The following is a 19,778-nucleotide window of genomic DNA, read 5'->3' as shown; positions in this document are numbered from 1 at the left end:
CGATGGCGGATGACATCCAGAACGCGCACCGGCTCCAGATGGAGACCGCCTTCCTCGATGCGCGCAGAAGCGCTCGCCGCCGGCTGATCCTGCTGCGCGCCGGGCTGAACCTGTGCGGCGTCGCCGTCTTCCTGCTGCTCTGGGAGAGCGTGCCGCTGCTGTTTCCCGGCATCAACAAGGTGCTGTTTCCTACGCCCTCGGTCGTCTTCGCCACGTTCTGGCCGATGGTCACGTCGGGCGAGATTCCGACCAATATCCTCGCCAGCCTGCGGCGCGCCGGAACCGGCTTCCTGATCGCCACCGTGCTCGGCATCGCGGCCGGCGTCTTCACCGCCCGTTCGCGCATCGCCGAATATCTGACCGAGCCCCTGCTGCACGGGTTCCGCTCCGTGCCGGTCATCGCGCTGGTGCCGCTCTCGGTGCTCTGGTTCGGCATCGGCGAGGGCGCGAAGGTGTCACTGGTCGCCACCGGCGCCTTCTTCCCGATTTGGATATCCACCTTCATCGGCGTGCGCGACGTGCACATCGTCTATCTGCGCTCGGCCGCCTGCCTCGGTGCCGGGCGCATTGCCACCATGTTCCTCGTGGTGCTGCCGGCGGCATTGCCGCTGATCCTCGCCGGATTGCGGCAGGCCATGGCGATCTCGCTGATCGTCCTGGTCGCCGCCGAGCTCTCCGGCGCGACCTCCGGCGTCGCCTACATGATGTCGATGGGCCATCAGCTCTTCCGGGTCGACATCATGTTCATCGGGCTGATGCTGCTCGGCGCGCTCGGCTTCATCTTCGACCGCCTGTTCGTGATGCTCACGCGGCGGCTCTTCCCTTGGTACGTGAACTGAGCGCCATGGCTATCCCTGCCGATCTGATCCTGCACAATGGCGCGATCCTTACCTTCGACGCCGCGCGCCCGCATGTGCAGGCCATCGCTATCCGCGGCGGCCGGATCGTCGCGACCGGCGGTCGCGAGGTCGTCGAGGCCTGGGCCGGGCCGGATACGCAGCTCGTCGACCTCGATGGCCGCTTCGCGATGCCGGGCTTCAACGACACCCACGCGCATATGGAGCGCGAGGGGCTGAAGCATCAGCGCCTGTCGCTCGCCGGAGCGGGGTCGGTCGCGGAGATCCTCGACCGCATTTCGGCGGCAGCGGCGCAGGCCGCGCCGGGGGACTGGATCGTCACCATGCCGGTCGGCGAGCCGCCGCATTATTTCGATGCGGTGGCGAACCTCGCTGAGGGGCGCATGCCAACCCGCGAGGAGCTCGACCGCGCCGCGCCGCGCAACCCGGTTTACATCCCCGGCGTGTTCGGCAATTGGGGCGTCCCGCCCGGCCACACGGCACTGAACACCCATGCGATCGCATTGAATGGCCTGACCCGGAACAGTTGCCCGCGCTGCCGCGGGCTGGACTTCATCTGCGACGATGCGGGCGAACCGACCGGCGCCATCGTCGAGCACAATGGGCGCCCGACGGTCGAGTTCGACATGCTCAAGGCCGTGCCGCGCTTCGGCTTTTCCGAGCGTCTGGAAGGGCTCAGGCGGTCCATTGCGCTGTATCACGCCTGCGGCACCACCAGTGTCTATGAGGGCCATGGCTCGGCGCCGGAGACCATCGCGGTCTATCGCCGGCTGTGGGAGGAGGGCGGCCTCACCATGCGCACGGGCCTGTGCGTAAGTCCGTCGTGGTCCGGCGTTTCTGAGGCCCGGCGGATAATGCGGGACTGGCTGTCCTATGCCCGAGGCAAAGGGCTCGGCGATCCGTGGCTGCGCATTTCCGGGGTCCACATCGCCTATGGCGGTGATCCCATCGTTGCCGAGCTCGCGCGCGCCGATCTTCCCAACACCGGATGGTCCGGCTTCGTCGAGCAGGCCTACACGTCCGACGAGTTCCGTGAGGTCTGCTTCCTCGCCGCCGAACACGATCTCAGGCTGAACACCATCGTGTCGGACCAGCTCCACGAGATCGTGCCGGTGCTTGCCGAGATAAACGAGAAATATCCGCTGATTGGGCGCCGCTGGGTGATCCAGCACGTGGCGCGGGCGCGGTTGGCGGACCTGCGCGCGCTGAAGGCACTCGGCGTAATCGTCACGACGATCCCGACCTATTTTCTCTGGAAAGGCGGCCACGCCTATCTCGACGAGCCGGATGGCGGCGACCTCGTCGTGCCTCACCGCCACATGATCGAGATGGGATTGCCGGTCGCCATTGCCACCGACAACATTCCCTACGATCCCTTCTTCACCCTGTGGGTGACCATGGCCCGCCGCGAGCGGCGCACCGGCAGGCAGATCGGCCCCGACCAGTCGCTCGACATGACGACCGCGCTCCGCCTCTTCACCGTGGCGGGGGCGCAGCTCACCTTCGACGAGACATGGAAGGGGCCGCTGGCGCCGGGCTTCGCCGCGGATGTCGCCGTGCTATCGCGCGATCTGCTGACGACGCCGGTGGACGAGGTGCGCGACCTGAAATGCCTGATGACGCTGGTCGACGGCCAGGTCGTCCACGATGCCGTGATCGAGGGGTGAACGGCCCGGACGAAATGTGCCGCCACTACACGGCGCAAGGCGATTATTGATTGTCAGCAATTCCGGTTGCGCCGCAGCGAGCCGGGGATTATGTCAGAGACGTCGCTCCGTTTCGGAGCGCGAGGCGATTCATGACCAAGCTGACCAGCCTGAAGTCCGAGAAGCGGCTGCTCGACCGCCGTGCCGCCGACCAGATTCGTGCCCATATCCTCGACGGCGTGCTGCCGGCTGGCGCGCGCCTGCTGGAGACCCAGCTCTCCGAGGAGCTGGAGGTCAGCCGCGGTACGGTGCGCTCCGCTCTCGCCCAGCTCGCCGGTGAGGGGCTGGTGCAGCAGGTCGCCTTCACCCGCTGGGAGGTCTCCGGCGCCTCGGTCGCCGATGCCTGGGAAATCTATACGCTGCGCGGCGTGCTGGAGGAGCTCGGCGCCCGCCTCGCCGTGGCGAACATCACGGAGGCCGACGGCGCGCGCCTGCGCAGTATCGTCGCCGATCTGCTGCGCGCCATCCGCGAGGAGCGCTTCCAGGATGCCACCGACATCGATTTCGATCTGCACGCCGCGATCATCGCGCTCGCCCGTCATCGGCGCCTCGCCGAGCAGCATCGCTTCATCATGCAGCAGGTGCGGTTCCACATGGTGCAGTCGGGCTTCCTGCCCAAGAACTATGACGAACTCATCGCCGAGCATGCGGCCCTCGTCGACGCCGTGATCGCCCGCGACGCCGAGACCGCCGAGCGGCTGGCCCGCAGCCACAACGAGGCGGAGGTGAAGCTCCTGACCCGGCTTCTGCGCCAGGGCGAGGCGACCGAGGCGGCGGCGGGCTGACGGGCCGACGCAAGGAGCATCCGATGTCCGGCGCCGCCAATGTCCTGCGTCTCAACCCCGGCGACGAGGTGGGCATCGCGCTGCGCGACCTCGCATCGGGCGAAGCGCTCATGCCGGTCGGCGGAGAGGCGGGCGAGCCGATCCCGTTCGGACACAAGGTGGCGCTGGCGGCGTTGCCGGCCGGCGCCGTCGTCCATCGGCTGGGCCAGCCGATCGGGGTCGCCACGCGCGACATTCCCGCCGGCGCGCATGTGCATGTCCACAATCTCGGCTTCGAGAGCTCCATGGCGACGCGCGCCATCGGCACGCGGCTCAGCAACGCGCCCTGTCTCGCGCCGGCTGACGTCCCGACCTTTCAGGGCTTCCGGCGACCGGATGGGCGCGCGGGAACCCGCAACTATGTTGGCGTCCTGACCTCGGTGAACTGCTCGGCGCTGGTGGCGCGCATGATCGCGGACCATTTCCGCGACCCCGCACGCCTGGCGCCCTATCCGGGTGTCGACGGCGTCGTCGCGCTCACCCACAAGTCCGGCTGCAGCATCGCCGAGGGCGGGCGGTCGATGGACATGCTGCGCCGGGCGCTCGGCGGCTATGCGCGCCATCCGAATTTCGCCGGCGTGCTGCTGGTCGGGCTCGGCTGCGAGGACAACCAGATCGAGGGGCTGCTGCGGGACGAGAGGCTGGAGACCGGTCCGCGCCTGCGCACGCTGATCATGCAGGAGGAGGGCGGTACGCGCTCGAGCATCGCCGCCGGCATCCGCGCGGTGGAGGAACTGCTTGCGCTGGCGGCCGAAGCGCGGCGCGAGCCGATCCCGGCGAGCGAGCTGGTCGTCGGCCTGCAATGCGGCGGTTCGGACAGCTTTTCCGGCATCTCGGCCAATCCGGCGCTGGGGGCCGCCGCCGACCGGCTGGTGGCGTGCGGGGGCACCGCCATCCTCTCCGAGACGCCGGAGATCTACGGCGCCGAGAACCTGCTACTGGAACGCGCCCGCGACCGCGAGACCGGCGAGCGGCTGATCGGCCTGCTCGACTGGTGGGAGGAGCACACCAAGGACGAGCCGCAGGGGCTCGACAACAATCCCTCGCCCGGCAACAAGGCGGGCGGCCTGACCACCATTCTTGAGAAGTCGCTGGGCGCCGTCGCCAAGGGCGGCAGCACCAACCTCACGGAAGTGATCGGCTACGCCGCGCCGGTGACGCGGCGCGGGCTGGTCTTCATGGATTCGCCCGGCTTCGATCCGATCTCGGCGACGGGGCAGGTGGCCGGCGGAGCGAACTTGATCTGCTTCACCACGGGGCGCGGCTCCTGCTTCGGCTGCCGCCCGGCGCCCTCGCTCAAGCTCGCCACTAACACCGCCATGTATCGTCGCATGGCGGAGGACATGGACATCAATTGCGGCGCGATCCTCGACGGCGCGGCGACGATCGACGAGATGGGCGAGGCGATCTTCCGCGCCATGCTGGCGACCGCCTCCGGCGCTCCGACCAAGAGCGAACTGCTCGGCTATGGCGAGGACGAGTTCGCGCCCTGGCACGTGAACGCCTGGCTTTAGGCCGCTCCGTCAGCGGCCGAGCGCGTCTTTCAGATTGTCGCTGAGGATGACCACCTCGCCGCGATAGGCGTCGAGAGCCGCGCCGATGACGGCGAGGTCGAGTTCGGCCCGGTGCTCGCGGGAATAGCCGTCGACCGCCTCGGTGTCGCCCGGATAGCGACCTTCAGGGTGGCGATAGAGGTCGATGCCGGCGATGACCAGCCGCTCCGGCGCCAGCGCGGCGGCGAGCGCCACCATCAGCGCGCCATTGGTCGGGATATGCCGGCCCGAGAGCTCCGCCGGCGGCGGCTGGAAGCGGTCGAGGAAGCCGTATCCCGCGCGGGGCCGGTACCCGCGCAGCAGATGCCGGCGCAGGATCGGCACGCCGATCTCCGTGCTCGGAAACAGCAGGACCGGAGGGCAGCCGCGACCCGGCGGGTCGGGATCGACGGTGAAGACGACATCGGGTGCTTCGAGAAAGCCGCGCCCGCGCCAGTTCCAGTTCACCCGAAACAGCGCCGCGCCGGAAGCATAGTCATGCAGGTGCGGGTCTTCCGAGGACGGCCCGTTGCCGAGGCACAGAATGGCGCGTGGCGCCCCGAGGCGGTGCTTCAGCTCCGGGATCGAGGCGATGGGCTGTCCCGCCGCCAGCGCGACGACACGCTCGCTGAGGCCATGCCGTCCGGTTGCGGAGGCGAGCGGCGGAAGGGCGGCGAGCCGTGCCGCCGCATCGGGCGTCTCAGGGGTGATGACGTCCACGACGCCGAGCCGCCAGCGCCAGAGCGCCCCCAACACCGGCGCAGGCGCCAGAAGCACGATCTCATGCGGATAGCGCCGGCGGGTGGCCGCGAGTTCATCGGCCGGCACGGCGATGACCAGCCGATAACCGGCATGCGCGCGCAGAGTCTCGTCCAGTGCCGGATAGCCACGTGCAATCTCGGCGCCGCTGCCCTCGAACAGCACCGTCGGGCGCCGCGCGGGCAAGGCGATGGCGAAGCGTTGCAGATGGTCGCGCGTGCTCATGGCCGGCCACATCGGGCGAGGGGAGGCATCATGCCGTGCTGTAGACCGCATGTCTCCCCGCCCGCAACGCTCAGGCGTAGTTCACATAGATCGTCTTCTTCTGGAAATAGGCGTCGAGACCGTATTTGCCGTCCTCGCCGCCGATGCCGCTGTCGCGGATGCCGGCGTGGTGGGCGTGGACGGCATCGCCGCCCGGGCGGTTCACATAGATCTCGCCGAATTTCAGCTCGCGGATGAGGCGCATCATCCGCCGCATGTCCTTGGTGAAGACGTAGGCTGAAAGCCCGTAGCGGGACTCGTTGGCGAGCCGAAGCCCCTCGTCGAAATCGCCCACCGTCATCACCGGAACGACCGGCCCGAACACCTCGTCCTGCATGATCGGCATCTGGTTGTCGGTCACCGAGAGCACGGTCGGCTCGTACCAGTGGCCCTGCGCGAAGACCCCCTCGGTGAGCCGGCGTCCGCCGGTCAGCACCTCGGCGCCGGCGCCGCGCGCGGCATCGACCATGCGCTCGACCTTAGCGAGCTCCGGCCCGTTGAATTTCGGGCCGACATCGACCATGGTGGTCGGGTCGCCGACCTTGAGCGCCCTCACCGCACGGGTGAATTTGTCGAGGAACTCGTCGGCGATGCGCCGGTGCAGATACATGCGCTCGTTGCAGATGCAGATCTGCCCGCAATTCTCGAAGCGCGAGAGCACCGCTGCGCGCACGGCGGCGCCGATATCGGCGTCCTCGGCGACGATGAACGGCGCCTTGCCGCCGAGTTCGAGCCGCAGCAGCTTCAAATCCTCGGCGGCGTCGCGGAAGATCGCCTTGCCGGCCCGCACGCTACCGGTCAGCGTGATCAGGCGCGGGATCGGATGACGCACCAGCGCCGCGCCGATATCCTCGCCGGTGCCGCTGACCACGTTGATCACGCCCGGCGGGAAATCGAGCTGGGCGGAAAGCTGGGCGATCTCCAGCGCCGAGATCGGCGTGCCCTCGTGCGACTTGATGACGATGGTGTTCCCGGCGAGCAGCGCCGGCCCCATCTTCCGGCACATCAGCGCCGCCGGGTAGTTCCAGGCGGTGAGCCCGACGACGACGCCGTGCGCCACCTTCTGGATCCAGATCTGCTCGTCCGGCGCGTCGGACGGGATGATGTCGCCGGTGATGCGGCGCGCCTCCTCGGCGGCATAGGTGAGGTAGAGCGCGGCGCCCTCGATCTCGCCACGCGCCTCGTGGATCGGCTTGCCCTGCTCGGCGACGACGATGCGCGCGAGCCGTTCACGGTTCTCGAGGATCAGCCGCGCGAGGTCGCGCAGCAATTGTCCCCGGCTCGCCGGCGGCAGCGCCTCCCAGCCCGGCTGCGCGGCGCGGGCGGCGACCAGCGCGCGATCAGCGTCGTCCGCCCCGCCCTTCGGCACCGAGGCGATGATCGCGCCGGTGGCGGGGTTCTCGACGTCGATCCATTCCTTAACGGTCGACTCGACCCATTGTCCGCCAATGTAGTGGCGGTAGCGGTCGACGCCTTTGACCAGTTCCTTCATTGCGGGCATGCGCAGTCCTGCTCTTCCATTTTGTCAGCCGGCGGCGCGCACCGGCTGGTACCCCATCTTTTCTGGCAGCCAGAGGGTGATCTCCGGCACGTAGACCAGCACGAACAGCAGGGCGATCAGCACCACCAGGAAGATCCAGAGTTCCTTGGTGATGTCGGCGACCTTGATGCCGGACACCCCGGCGATCAGGAACACCAGCTCGCCCATCGGCGGCGTGACGAGGCCGATCATCATGTTGACGACGGCGGTGACGCCGAAATGCACCGGATCGATGCCGAGATGAACCACGGTCGGCATCAGGATCGGCACGATGATCAGCAGCATGAGCAGCGTGTCGAGGAAGGCGCCGAGGATCAGGAACAGGATGTTCACCGCCAGCAGGAACATGACCGGCGACAGGTCGAGCGCCGTCATCCAGGCACCCATGCGCTCGGGGATCTGCTCGGCCGCGACGATCCAGTTCATCACCAGCGCCCCGGCGATGGTGATCGCCACGACCCCGGTCGCGCGCGAGGATTCGACCAGCACATCGTGCAGGCCGCCGAAACCGAGCGAGCGATACCAGAAGAAGGCGAGGATCAGCGCGAACATCGCGCAGACGGCGGCGGCCTCCGTCGGCGTCACCGCGCCGCTGTAGATGCCGCCGAGCATGATCGCCGGAATGAACAGCGCCGGCAGCGCGTCGAAGGTCGCGGTCACGGCTTCGCGGATGGTCGGCGCCGGCTCGGTCGGGAAATCGCGGCGGCCGGCGAGATAGACCACGACGCCGGCCTGCGCGAGCGCCAGCAGCAGGCCGGGTATGACGCCGCCGAGAAAGAGATAGCCGATCGAGGTGTTGGTGACGACGCCGTAGAGGATCATCGGGATCGAGGGCGGGATGATCGGTCCGATGATCGCCGAAGTGGTGGAGAGCGCGGCGGAGAAGCCGGGCGAGTAGCCGGCCTTCACCATCATGTCGACTTCGAGCTTGCCCGGCCCGGCGGCGTCGGCCAGCGCGCTGCCGCTCATGCCGGAGAAGATCACGCTCGCCACGATGTTGACGTGGGCGAGCCCGCCCTTGAACCGCCCGACCATCAGGTTCGCGAACTGGAAAAGCCGGTCGGTGATCTTGGACGCGTTCATGATCTCGGCGGAGAAGATGAACAGCGGAACCGCCATCAGCACGAAGCTGGAATAGAGGCCGTTGAGGCTCTGCGAGGCGACGAGGCCGATGTCCTGCCCGGTCATGAACAGGTAGACGATCGCCGCCGCCAGCATGGCGTGGCCGATCGGCATCCCGAGGAACGACCAGAGGAAGAACAGGCCGAACATCACATAGGCGGCGAAGCTCACGGGTGCGTCCTGTTCACAGATGATCGCGCCAGTCGCGGCCGAGCAGCCGCGCGATGCGCACGCCCGCGTTGACCACGACGGCGATCATGAAGACGACGAAGCAGGCATAGACGATGTCCATGCGGATGCGCAGCAGCATCGAGCTGCGCCGCGCGAGGAAGGTCACGTAGTCGACGACGCCGGGGATGGCGGCGAGGAAGACGAGCCCCATCGTCCCGGTCAGCGTGATCGCCAGCACCCGCCGCGCGCGCGGCGGGAAGGCGTTGTAGAGCAGGTCGAACACGATCTGCTTGCGCTCGCTGACGAGGATGTCGCAGCTCCAGAACACCACCCACACATAGGCGATGGAGCAGATCTCCAGCGACCACGACACCGGCATGTCGAAGAGGTAGCGGCTGACGATCTGGATGGCGAAGCCGAGAAACATGAGCGCGAACAGCGCCGCCGCGACATGCTCCGCGAACCGCTTCCAACGCCTGACCCAGACCGTCATGCCCGCCGCCGAGACCGTTTCGCCATCGGCGACGGAACTCATCACGCCGCCTCGATGCGCTGGAGCATGCCCTTCGGCCAGGTCTTGGCAAAGTCGGATTCGGAGAACGCCTTCAGCACCTGGGCGCGGAACACCGGCACGTCCGGGGTGGTGACCTTGAGGCCCTTGCTTTCGAAGAAGGCCACGGCCTCCTTCTCGGTCGAGAGCACGCCCTCGTCGTTGAACGCCTTGGCGGCCGCCTCGGCCTTCTCGATCGCCGCCTTCTGCTTCGCGTCGAGCCCGTTCCAGAACTTGTTCGAGAAGGTGAAGAAGGTGTTCGCGACCATGTGGCTGGTCAGCACGATCTGCTTGGACACCTCGTAGAACTTGTTCGAGATGATGTCGGGCAGCGGGTTTTCGAGGCCGTCGATGGTGCCGGTCTGCAGCGCCAGATAAATCTCCTCGAAGGCGAGCGGGGTCGGGCTGGCGCCGAGCGCTTTACCGAGGAACTGCCAGGAGGCCGAGCCGGGCATGCGCAGCTTCACGCCGGCGAGGTCCTTCGGAACCTTGACGTCCTTGGGCTGACGCAGCACCACATGGCGCGTGCCGAGATACTGGCTGCGCACAATGTGGATATCGACGTCCTTGGAGACGCGCGCCTTGTATTCCTTGCCGATCTCGCCGTCATAGACCGCGTCGAGATGCTTGGCGTCGCGCATCAGGTAGCCGGTGGTGAAGATCGAATATTCGGGAATGAGCTCGGCGATGTCCTGCGGCGAGATCATGCCGACCTCGAGATTGCCGCGCTGCATTGCCTCGATCTCGGTGCCCTGGCCGAACAGCGTGCCGTTGAAGTGAATCTGCACGTCGAAGGCGCCGGGTGCTTCCTTCTCCAGCGCCTCCTTGAATTTCACCAGCGCCTTGGACTGCCACTCGGCGTCGGCGCCGGGTGTGGAGATGCGGATCGCCTTCCCCGCAGCATGGGCGAGGCGCGCGACGAACGGCGCCGCGATGACGCCGGCGGCGCCCGCCAGCACGGTGCGCCGCGCCAGCGGCCGGCTGAGAAGAGACGGCTCGTGCTTCCTCATGATCTGTCCCCTGTGTCGTTTATGCGCGTGTGACGCTCGACTTGGGCGGAATGCTTCCACCGTCCGCCGGAAGCGTCAAGCTGAATGTTGACAATGTGCAATCAATCATCATCCTTTCGCTGTTCCTGTTCATGCGGCCCGCGCCGCCTTTCCCGTGACGGTGCCGATGCCTGCCAGTCCAAATGTCCTGAACGGCCGCCTCGTCAGTGACGAGCTGCCGACCGCCGATTGCCTGATGGTCGCGGCCGCGACCCCGGTGACGCCCGAATTCACGCCCGACATCGATCTGCTGGCCGCGCATTGCGCCTGGCTGTTCGCCCAGGGGTGCGACGGCATCACCCTGTTCGGGACGACTGGGGAAGGGGCCGAGTTCGCCGTCGAGGACCGTTGCCGGGGGCTGGAGGGGATTCTCGCCGCCGGCGTGCCGGCCGGTCGGCTGATGGTGTCGGCCAACGCCCTCGCGATACCGGATATCGTCCGGCTGGCACGCCACGCCCTCGACCATGGGGTGCGCGACATCCTGCTGATGCCGCCCTGCGTCTATCGCGGCGGCATTACCGAGGAGGGCACGTTCCGCTTCTATGCCGGCGTCATCGAGCGCATCGCCCGCGCCGAGCTGCGGCTGTGCCTCTATCATTTCCCCGACATCTGCGGCGTGCCGCTGACGCCGCGGCTGATCCGCCGGCTCGACGAGGACTTTCCGGGCATCGTCGCCGGCGTGAAGGACAGCGGCGGCGACCTCGACTACACCGAGGCACTGGTGCGCCGCTTCGCGCATCTGTCGATCTTCGTCGGCTCGGAGATTCACCTGCCGCAGGCGCTCGCCTTCGGCGCGCGCGGCACCATATGCGGCCTCGGCAATGTCATGCCGCGGCTGATGCGCGCCATGTGCGACGCGCCGACCGCCTTCGACCGGCGCGCGCTCGTCCCGATCATCAATTCCGGCGACCTGATCCTCTCGCGCCAGCCTTTCGTCGCCTCGGTGAAGGCCGTGCTGGCGGAGGGCCTGGGACTACCGTCCTGGCGACGAACCGTGCCGCCCATGGCGGACGTCGCGATGCCCGAGCGCGGCTGGATGCTGCGCGATTTCATGCGGTGGGAGGCCGGCTTGCCGGCCGACTGGCGCAGCTTCCATTTCGGCGCGGTCGAGGGCGCCACCAATGTCGTCCATATGCGCCGGGCATGAGCAGTTACCCGGCACACCCTTGCCGATGTCGACACCGAGGCAGACGATGCACGGCGCGGATTGAGGGCAAGGAGATGAGGGCGGCATGTCGCGCGGGCTGAGAAGCGTGCTCGGGATTGTGCTCGGCGCGATCGGCGGTGGCGCGCTCGGGCTCGGCCTGTGCGTGGCGGCGGCCTATCTCTTCGACATCTCGCAGATGGAAGGCGCCTATGCGATGGCCGTCGCGTTCTTCTACGTGCCGCTGGGGGCCGTCCTCGGCATTGTCGCCGGGCTGGTCTGGGCCATGGCAGGGGGCCGGACGTCCCTTCCATCATAACGGCAGCGCCTCATTCCGGCGGCAGCAGGGCTTCGGCGTCCTCCGCCACATGGAAATAGTGCCCCTGGAACAGGCTCACCCCGAGCGCCCGCAGCCGCGTGAGCTGCTCTTCCTGCTCCACGCCTTCGGCCACCAGCTCAAGCCCGAGTGAATCGGCGATGGAGGCGGCGGCCTTGATCAGCGCCTCGTCGATCGGGTCGTTCAGAAGGTCGCGCGTCACAGCCCACTCGATCTTGAGGCCGTCGACGTGCAGGCGCTTGAGGACGTCGAACGAATTGTAGCCGCTGCCGAAGTCGTCGAGATAGAGCTTGATGCCGAGCGCCCGGAGCTGGCCGAGAAACGTGCCGAGCTCCTCGATATTCTCGATCTGGTCGGTCTCGGTGATCTCGACGCGCAGCGCCGCCTCGACCCCCGGATGATCGTTGATCTCAGCGATCAGCAGCTCCTGGAATCGCGTATCCGCCAGCGTGCGCACGCCGACATTCATCGACAGGTAGCGTCCGTCATGGGCGTTCGCCAGCCGCGTGGCGTAGCGGACGGCACGACGGCATACCCACATGTCGATCCGGTCCATCACGCCGAGCCGGCGGGCGGTCGGCAGGAAATGTCCGGGGGCATGCACGACGCCCTGTTCGTCGACGAGGCGCAGCAGGGCTTCATAGCCGTGCACCACCCCGCTGTCGTCGACGATCGCCTGCAGATGCAGGATGAACAGGTCGGCTTCGAGTGCCAGCGCGACACGCTCTTCCCAGGTGAGTGCGCCGGGAGTGCGCGTTCTCGCGGCGCCGCCGGGCTCATAGAGCTGGATCCGTCCGCCGCCGGCATCCTTTGCCCGGTAGCAGGCGGTGTCTGCAGCGGCGAGCAAGGTGGACACCGTGGTTCGCGTGGTGTCGACCGCGACGAGGCCTATGCTGAGATCGAGGTGGATGCTGCGCCCGCTCACCTCGAAACTGCGCTGGCGGACGGCCTGCGCGAGCTCGATCAGCCTGCTCATCGCTTCCGTCTCGTCGACGCCGGAAAGAACGATGACGAACTCGTCGCCGCTGACGCGCGCCAGCATGTCGTCCTCCGGAAGCTGGGCCGCGAGGAACTGTGCGAACTCGCGCAGCAGCTCGTCGCCCGCCGCGTAGCCGGCGGTATCGTTCACCGTCTTGAAGTCGTCGATGTCGATGAAGGCCACCCAGATGCCGGCCGCGCCTTCGCGCAGTTGCTGCTCCAGGCGCTCCTCAAGCGCGAATCGGTTCGGCAGGCCGGTGAGCGCATCGCCGCGTGCCTGGCGCGCGAGCAGGCGCGCGAATTCCGACAGCGCGTCGCTCTGGCGTTCGAGCTGGGTGCGTATCGCGACCAGTTCCATCTCGCGGCGGCGCTGCGCCGTGAGGTCGGTCCAGATGCCGACGCCACCACCGTCCGACGTGCCGCGATGGCAGGCGAGCACCCAGCCGCCGTCCTTCAGGGCGATCTCGAGGCGCCGCTCGCCCTCGCCGTCCAGCGCGGCGATCGTGCGGGAGACGAAGGCCGCCGCGTCGTCGTGGGCGTCGAGGAACAGCCCTGCATCGGCGCCGCGGTGCAGCAGATCGGCGAAGTCCATTCCGGCCATCGGCAGGATACCTACCGCGGCGAACATCTCGCGGAAACGCGCATTACACAGCGAGATGCGATGCTGCGTGTCGAGCAGCACGAAGCCTTCGCCGATGGCCGCGATCGCTTCGCGCAGCCGCTGTTCGGCGAGCTTCAGTTCGGTGACGTCGGTCCAGGTCGAGACGATCCCGCCCTCGGGCGTCCGCCGCTCGCGCACCCGCGCCCATCCGCCACCCGTGAGCGGAATGTCGAAAGGCTGGCCGTCGGCCGCGAAGTGACGCCGCATCCGCTCCTCGACATAGGTCTCCGGCGAGGGCAGGTGCATCCATTCCCCGGTCGGGATGGAGACGAGCGTGCGGAAGTCGCGCCCGCGCAGATCGCCGAGCGATGCGAGGAAGGGGAAGAATTCGAGGAAGCGCCTGTTGTGCAGGATCATGCGGTCGCCGGCGTCGAACAGCGCGAAGCCGTCGCTCATGCTTTCGAGCGCAGCATCGAGGCCTTGCCGGGCGATCCCCAGCTCGACATCGCCATGCGCCCCCCGATCGAGGACGCTCGCTTCCTGCGTTCCCGCCTGCTTTGCCATGCGGCCTCAGACGTCTATGCCGCGAGCCGTCGCAGTTGCACCTGCGGATCGGCTTCCGGCCACCCCCTCAACATCGATCCGAGCCTTTGATTCTCGAAGCCCGACCCCTGAATCACGATTGACGCCGCCTAGCGTCTCACGTTCCGGGCCATGGCGGGAGCGATAATGCGTCGCGCATGGGACCCATCTTCAAAAAATGCTATCAGCATCCATATGATGGGAAGCACGCGAAGCGGGAAGAGGCTCGAATTCATGGCGGGATGGGCCGAGGAAGCGGGCGGCACGCGACGGGTGCTCATCTGGGCGCCGGTTGTGGCCGTCGCGCTGCTTGTGGCTGCGGCGATTGGCCTGTGGGCGCGCCACGGAGCCGCCGTTTTCTTCGACATGGTGTCGGCCGGTCTGGCCTACTGCTTCTGACGACGTTTCGCGCAATGAGCGGCAAGCCAGAGCCGCGCTGAAGGCCCGCCATGTCCTATCGTCGTCTCATCCTCATCCTCGCCGCCTTCGTCGTCGGCGCCGTCGCCATCGTCGCGGCGACGCTTGCCATGCTGCCCCGCGCCAGCCAGCAGGTCAGCGGTCCTGTGGCGGTGGGCGGTCCCTTTCAGCTCGTCGACCAGGACGGCCACGCGGTGACGCAGGACAGCTTCAGCGGCGGGCCGTTCCTGGTCTTCTTCGGCTTCACCCACTGCCCGGACATCTGTCCGACGACCCTGTTCGACATGTCGCAGATGCTCGATGCGCTGGGCCCGGATGCCCGGAAGGTCGCCGGGCTGTTCGTCACCGTCGATCCCGAGCGCGACACGCCCGAGGTCATGAAGAGCTACATTTCGAGCTTCCATCCGGCCATTCGAGGCCTGACGGGCAGCCCGGAGCAGGTCGCGGCGGCGCTGAAGGCCTATCGCGTCTATGCCCGCAAGGTGCCCACGCAGGGCGGCGACTACACGATGGATCACACGGCGGTGGTCTATCTGATGGGCAGGGACGGCGCCTTCATCGCGCCGTTCAATCTGAAGCGCCCGCCCGCCGAGGCGGCGGCCGATCTGCGTCGCTATCTCTGAGCGGACCGGCGACGGCTGGCACGGGAGCGCGGGGTACCATGCGCCGTGAGGTTCCGCCATGGTTCGACGCTTCGGCGGCCAGCCCGCCGAGCCCGCGCCGTGAGGTGCGCGCCAGGCCGTGCGTCGTCTTTTCCCATCGATAGGGTGCCCGCACCAATTGGAGGAGCGCCCGCCACGCGGCCAGCGACAGCATGAGCCAGTAGATCGGCACCAGCGGCAGCACCCTCCAGAGCCCCGGCAAGTGGCGGCGGCGCATGCTGGCGATGGTGAAGATGGCGGCGCTGCCATAGCCGACGACGAACACGGCGACGCCGATCCCGTTCGCCACAGCGTCGGTCGCCGTGGCGGGCCGGAAGCCGGCCACGAGGTCGATCGCCAGCGCGACGACGAAAAACGGATGCAGCAGCGCGGTGAGCAGGCCGCCGCCGATCATGATGCCGAGCGCGCCCGCCTGCCACGCGCCGAGCTCCCGCATCAGGGCGAGCGGATGCCGCCCGTGCACCAGCAAGGTCTGCAGCCAGCCCTTGTACCAGCGCGTGCGCTGGTAGAGCCAGGCGCGGAAGCCGGCCGGCGCCTCCTCCTCGGTGGTCGAGGCGATGACGGTGCTGCGCCAGCCCGCGCGGGCGAGCCGCACGCCGAGATCGGCGTCCTCTGTGACGTTGAACGGGTCCCAGCCGCTCAGCCGCCGGAGCACTTCGGTGCGGAAGTGGTTGGACGTGCCGCCGAGCGGGAAGGGGAGGCCGCACTGGGCGAGCATCGGCAGCAGGAGATCGAAGTGCCCGGCATATTCCGCCGCGAACTGCCGGGTGATCCAACTGTCGGCGGCATTGTCGATGGCGAGCCGGCCCTGCACGCAGGCAATGCGTCGCCCGCCCGGGCCATTAAACACCGCATGGGCGCTTCGGAGCTGGGCGGGGTCGGGCATGTCCTCGGCGTCATAGACGGCGACCAGCTCGCCTCGCACGAAGGGAAGCGCTGCGTTCATCGCCTTCGGCTTGGTGCGCGGCCCGACCGGCGGCACCTCGACCATGGCAAAGGAGGGATGGCGAGCGTGACGCTGCACCGCCTCGCGGGTGACGGCGTCGTCGGCCTCGATCACCATCAGCACCTGCAGCTTCTCGTGCGGATAGTCGAGCCGCTGCAGCGCCGCCACGAGGCGCGGCACGACCTCCGCCTCGCGATAGATCGGCACGATGATGCTGTAGACCGGCAGTTCGCCATCGGCGCGGCGCGCGGGGGCGTGGACGGCCGGCTCGACCGTGCTCGCGGTGAAGCGCAGCACCGACCAGGCGAGGATTAGCGCCGCGATGATCAGCGTCAGCGCCAGCCCCGCGAAATCCGGCAGCGCAGCCCCGGCGAAGGGGGCAGCGGCGAGCAGCATGCCGAGCACGGGCAGCAGATAGCGCGCCAGCCGGAGCGACGACGCCGAGAGCCGCGGCTGGCGCTCCGACAGGCGGAACGCCGCCTCTTCCGCGATGCGCTCGCCCGCCATCTCGCGGATGCGGGCGGCGAGGCGCTCCGGCGAGGTGAGGCGGACCCAGCGCGCGAGGCCAGGCTGCGCCTTCAGTTGCTCGGCGAGCCTGCGCAGCGGCAGGCCGCGCGCGGCCTGCGTGAGCTGCCCGTCATGCCGGCGGATCGTGCCGCAGGCGATCGTCGCGCGCGGGTCGGCCTGCGACAAGGCGAGCCCGGTGGCATAGCCGTCCAGCAGGTCGATGCCGATTCCGAGATGGCGGGCGCTTGCGGTGAGCAGCTCGTCGGACGAGACGAGGCCCGAGGCGAGCAGCACCTCGTCGGCCCCGACGCCGAGCCGGCGGGCGCGGCGCATCGCGTAGAGCAGCGTCTCATGATCGATGTAGCCGGCGAGGCCGGCGATCTCCGCGGGATATGGCGCGCTGGCCGTGTCGCTGCGGTTCGCGCCGAGTCGGCCCGGCAGCGCGTCCCACATCACCTCGATGCTGCCACGCCGATAGGCCATGAAGAGCGCCCCGCTTGCCCCTCGCATCCATCCGCCTCAAACGCTACAAACTCCGGACCGCGCGGCAAGCGGTAAGCGGCGGCAGTCGAGGCCTTTATGCGGTATCTAAGTGCGGAATTCCTGATGTGTGGCCTTTGTGCCGCGCTTCTCGTCGTTATGGCGCCCCGCTCCGCCCATTCGCAGGCGCAGACGCCGGCCGCGCCGGCGCTGTCGGGCCAGGTGGCGGTACCCGGCTTCTGGGATCCGAAGCGCCGCCCGGAACGGCCGGACGTGACGCGCCTACCGACGCAGATCCGCTTCGTGACCACGGACGACTTCCCGCCCTTCAGCTTTCGTGACGCCGAGGGCCAGCCGACCGGCCTCAATGTCGACATCGCGCGTGCCATCTGCACCGAGCTCGCCATTAGCTGCACGATGGAGGTGAAGCCCTTCGCCGAGATCATGACCATGCTGGCGAAGGACCAGGCGGACGCCGCCATCGCCGGCATCGCCATCACGCAAGGCAGCCGGGAGACGCTGGACTTCTCCGACCGCTATTTCCGCTCGCCGGCGCGCTTTATCGCCCGGCGTACCGGACTGATGGACGAGGTGACGCCGCAGACGGTCGCCGCGAAGACCGTCGGCGTGGTCGGCGGCACCGCCCATGAGGCCTATCTGCGCGATTTCTTCGCCGAGACGGCGATCCGCGCCTATCCGAATGCGGAGGTCGCGCGCGAGGCGCTGCGGCGCGGCGAGGTTGATCTCGTCTTCGGCGACGGCGTGCAGCTCGCCTTCTGGCTGAACGGCGCGGGCTCGGCCAATTGCTGTGCCTTCGTCGGCGGCCCGTTCACCGAGACGCGCTATTTCGGCGAGGGCATGGGCATCGCCGTGAAGCGCGGCAATGACGCGCTGCGCCAGTCGCTCAACTATGCGCTCGCCCAGCTCTGGGAGAAGGGCGTCTATACCGACCTTTATCTCCGCTGGTTCCCGATCAGCGTCTATTGACGCTCCATCGGTTGACGCTCCCGTCGCGACTACCTAGACCATGCGCTCCATTTCGAACGCCCGGAGGAGGGCAGGGATCATGACGGCGACCGCTTCGGTCGAGGATGTTGCAGGCGAACTGCGGCAGGCGGCGGAAAACGCCGGCGCCTGGCCGTTCGAGGAAGCGCGCAAGATCGTCGAGCGGCTGAAGCGCAAACCCAAGGCCGAGGTCCTGTTCGAGACCGGCTATGGTCCCTCCGGCCTGCCGCATATCGGCACCTTCGGCGAGGTGGCCCGTACCACCATGGTGCGCCACGCCTTCCGCGTGCTCACCGACGACACGGTTCCGACGCGGCTGCTGTGCTTCTCGGACGACATGGACGGCATGCGCAAGATCCCGGACAACGTGCCGGATCCCGTCGCGCTGCGCCCCTATCTGCAGATGCCGCTGACCTCCGTGCCGAACCCCTTCGGCGGCGACTATCCGAGCTTCGGCGCGCACAACAACGCCATGCTGCGGCGCTTCCTCGACACCTTCGGCTTCGACTATGAGTTCGCCAGCGCCACCGACTATTACAAGTCCGGCCGGCTCGACGCCGTGCTGCTGCATGCGGCGGAGAAGTACGACGCCATCATGGAGGTGATGCTGCCCACCCTCGGCGAGGAACGGCAGGCAACCTATTCGCCCTTCCTGCCGATCTCGCCGACCTCGGGCCGCGTGCTCTACGTGCCGCTCAAGAACGTTGACGCCAAGGCCGGCACCATCACCTTCACCGACGAGGACGGGGTGGACAAGACCGTCCCGGTTACCGGCGGCCAGGTGAAGCTGCAGTGGAAGCCGGATTTCGGTGCCCGCTGGGCCGCGCTCGACGTCGATTTCGAGATGTTCGGCAAGGACCACCAGACCAACGCGCCGGTCTATGACCGGATCTGCGAGATCCTCGGCGGCGTGGCGCCCGAGCACTTCGTCTACGAGCTATTCCTCGACGAGGTCGGCCAGAAGATCTCGAAGTCGAAGGGCAACGGTCTCACCATCGACGAGTGGCTGACCTATGCGAGCCCGGAGAGCCTGGCGCTGTACATGTTCCAGTCGCCGCGCTCGGCGAAGAAGCTGCATTTCGACGTCATTCCCAAGGCGGTCGACGAGTATTTCAACTTCCTCGCCCGCTACCCGACGCAGGACTGGAAGAACCGGCTCGGCAACCCGGTCTGGCACATCCATTCCGGCAATCCGCCGGTCGAGGAACTGCCGCTGAGCTTCGGCCTGCTGCTCAAGCTCGCCTCGGCCTCGAACGCCGAGGACAAGGGTGTGCTCTGGCGCTTCATCCGCCGCTACGCGCCGGGCGTGACGCCGGAAACCAGCCCGACGCTGGACAAGCTGGCCGGCTATGCGGTGCGCTACTTCATCGACCGGGTGAAGCCGCGCCGTTCCTTCCGCCTGCCCGACGAGGTGGAGGCCGATGCGCTGGCCCGTCTCGACGCCGCGCTGGCGCCGCTCGACGGTACCGACCGCGAGGCCATCCAGAACGCGGTGCTCGACGTCGCGCGTCCGGTGCCCCGCTATCAGGACCTCAAGCGCAAGGGGCCGGATGGCGGGCCAGGCGTCTCCTTCGCCTGGTTCAGCGCGCTCTACGAGCTGCTGCTGGGCGAGAAGGAAGGCCCGCGCTTCGGCACCTTCGTCGCCGCCTACGGCATCCCGGAGACGCGCGCGCTGATCGCGCGGGCACTGGCCGGCGAGTTGGCGAAGGGCGCGGCCTGAGCGCGACGGGGCCGAGGAAGGAGGA

17 protein-coding genes are annotated in these 19,778 nt (G+C 68.1%); 10 read left to right on the top strand and 7 right to left on the bottom strand.

All coding sequences use genetic code 11. From position 1 onward, the window contains the following. The first annotated feature begins 2 nt into the window (after nucleotides 1–2). The 4 genes from U742_RS0114855 (at nucleotide 3) to U742_RS0114840 (ending at nucleotide 4,901) form a co-directional block, all read left to right on the top strand. Nucleotides 3–839 (top strand): ABC transporter permease, encoded by an 837-nt coding sequence (locus U742_RS0114855; protein ID WP_156034229.1) that lies wholly within the window; start codon nucleotides 3–5, stop codon nucleotides 837–839. A gap of 5 nt (nucleotides 840–844) precedes the next feature. Next, complete coding sequence (locus U742_RS0114850; RefSeq protein WP_029354363.1) at nucleotides 845–2,524, top strand: amidohydrolase; 1,680 nt, start codon at nucleotides 845–847, stop codon at nucleotides 2,522–2,524. Nucleotides 2,525–2,655: 131 nt separating this feature from the next. Further along, nucleotides 2,656–3,348 (top strand): GntR family transcriptional regulator, encoded by a 693-nt coding sequence (locus U742_RS0114845; protein ID WP_029354361.1) that lies wholly within the window; start codon nucleotides 2,656–2,658, stop codon nucleotides 3,346–3,348. Between the two features lie 23 nt (nucleotides 3,349–3,371). Continuing rightward, nucleotides 3,372–4,901 (top strand): UxaA family hydrolase, encoded by a 1,530-nt coding sequence (locus U742_RS0114840; RefSeq protein WP_029354359.1) that lies wholly within the window; start codon nucleotides 3,372–3,374, stop codon nucleotides 4,899–4,901. A 9-nt stretch (nucleotides 4,902–4,910) separates the two neighbouring features. On the opposite strand, the gene U742_RS0114835 is transcribed toward U742_RS0114840, so the two are convergent. The 5 genes from U742_RS0114835 to U742_RS0114815 all read right to left on the bottom strand — a co-directional run bounded on the left by U742_RS0114835 (nucleotide 4,911) and on the right by U742_RS0114815 (nucleotide 10,335). Continuing rightward, nucleotides 4,911–5,903, bottom strand: a complete 993-nt coding sequence (locus U742_RS0114835; protein WP_156034228.1) for a hypothetical protein — start codon at nucleotides 5,901–5,903, stop codon at nucleotides 4,911–4,913. Nucleotides 5,904–5,973: 70 nt separating this feature from the next. Then, the gene (gene aldA / locus U742_RS0114830; RefSeq protein WP_197028263.1) at nucleotides 5,974–7,443 is read right to left on the bottom strand and encodes an aldehyde dehydrogenase; all 1,470 of its coding nucleotides are present in this window, start codon (nucleotides 7,441–7,443) and stop codon (nucleotides 5,974–5,976) included. Nucleotides 7,444–7,467: 24 nt separating this feature from the next. Next, entirely contained in the window at nucleotides 7,468–8,775 is a 1,308-nt protein-coding gene (locus U742_RS0114825) for a TRAP transporter large permease (RefSeq protein ID WP_248310374.1), read from the bottom strand. 13 nt (nucleotides 8,776–8,788) lie between these two features. Further along, complete coding sequence (locus tag U742_RS0114820; RefSeq protein WP_051661194.1) at nucleotides 8,789–9,310, bottom strand: TRAP transporter small permease; 522 nt, start codon at nucleotides 9,308–9,310, stop codon at nucleotides 8,789–8,791. After that, nucleotides 9,310–10,335: a DctP family TRAP transporter solute-binding subunit gene (locus U742_RS0114815; protein WP_029354349.1), complete on the bottom strand. Its 1,026-nt coding sequence runs from the start codon at nucleotides 10,333–10,335 to the stop codon at nucleotides 9,310–9,312. Before U742_RS0114815 ends, U742_RS0114820 begins: the two co-directional genes overlap by 1 nt. Nucleotides 10,336–10,501: 166 nt before the next feature. On the opposite strand from U742_RS0114815, the gene U742_RS22590 reads away from it, so the two are divergent. Together U742_RS22590 and U742_RS0114805 are read left to right on the top strand one after the other, a co-directional pair. Continuing rightward, nucleotides 10,502–11,521 (top strand): dihydrodipicolinate synthase family protein, encoded by a 1,020-nt coding sequence (locus U742_RS22590; protein WP_081853010.1) that lies wholly within the window; start codon nucleotides 10,502–10,504, stop codon nucleotides 11,519–11,521. Nucleotides 11,522–11,606: 85 nt separating this feature from the next. Continuing rightward, complete coding sequence (locus U742_RS0114805) at nucleotides 11,607–11,837, top strand: hypothetical protein (RefSeq protein WP_029354345.1); 231 nt, start codon at nucleotides 11,607–11,609, stop codon at nucleotides 11,835–11,837. Nucleotides 11,838–11,847: 10 nt separating this feature from the next. Here U742_RS0114805 and U742_RS22585 read toward each other — a convergent pair whose 3' ends face one another. Beyond that, nucleotides 11,848–13,998, bottom strand: a complete 2,151-nt coding sequence (locus U742_RS22585) for a putative bifunctional diguanylate cyclase/phosphodiesterase (protein WP_051661192.1) — start codon at nucleotides 13,996–13,998, stop codon at nucleotides 11,848–11,850. A gap of 252 nt (nucleotides 13,999–14,250) precedes the next feature. Between U742_RS22585 and U742_RS23410 the strand changes: the two genes are divergently transcribed. Then, nucleotides 14,251–14,415 (top strand): hypothetical protein, encoded by a 165-nt coding sequence (locus U742_RS23410; RefSeq protein ID WP_197028262.1) that lies wholly within the window; start codon nucleotides 14,251–14,253, stop codon nucleotides 14,413–14,415. Between the two features lie 50 nt (nucleotides 14,416–14,465). Further along, entirely contained in the window at nucleotides 14,466–15,056 is a 591-nt protein-coding gene (locus U742_RS0114790; RefSeq protein ID WP_029354342.1) for an SCO family protein, read from the top strand. On the opposite strand, the gene U742_RS0114785 is transcribed toward U742_RS0114790, so the two are convergent. Further along, nucleotides 15,001–17,031, bottom strand: coding sequence for a glycosyltransferase (locus U742_RS0114785; RefSeq protein WP_051661191.1), 2,031 nt, complete (start codon nucleotides 17,029–17,031; stop codon nucleotides 15,001–15,003). The genes U742_RS0114790 and U742_RS0114785 overlap by 56 nt on opposite strands. Nucleotides 17,032–17,154: 123 nt before the next feature. Here U742_RS0114785 and U742_RS0114780 point away from each other — a divergent pair, with 123 nt between their 5' ends. Together U742_RS0114780 and U742_RS0114775 are read left to right on the top strand one after the other, a co-directional pair. Further along, on the top strand, nucleotides 17,155–18,015 hold the full coding sequence (locus U742_RS0114780; RefSeq protein WP_248310373.1) for a transporter substrate-binding domain-containing protein: 861 nt from the start codon (nucleotides 17,155–17,157) through the stop codon (nucleotides 18,013–18,015). 79 nt (nucleotides 18,016–18,094) lie between these two features. Next, the gene (locus U742_RS0114775; protein WP_029354339.1) at nucleotides 18,095–19,753 is read left to right on the top strand and encodes a lysine--tRNA ligase; all 1,659 of its coding nucleotides are present in this window, start codon (nucleotides 18,095–18,097) and stop codon (nucleotides 19,751–19,753) included. The last annotated feature ends 25 nt before the right edge of the window (nucleotides 19,754–19,778 follow it).

It is taken from the genome of Allobosea sp. 117 (assembly GCF_000702305.1).
Lineage (GTDB): Bacteria > Pseudomonadota > Alphaproteobacteria > Rhizobiales > Xanthobacteraceae > Ancylobacter.
Note: the sequence above shows the minus strand (reverse complement) of the source record. Positions and strands in the feature narration are given on the sequence as shown.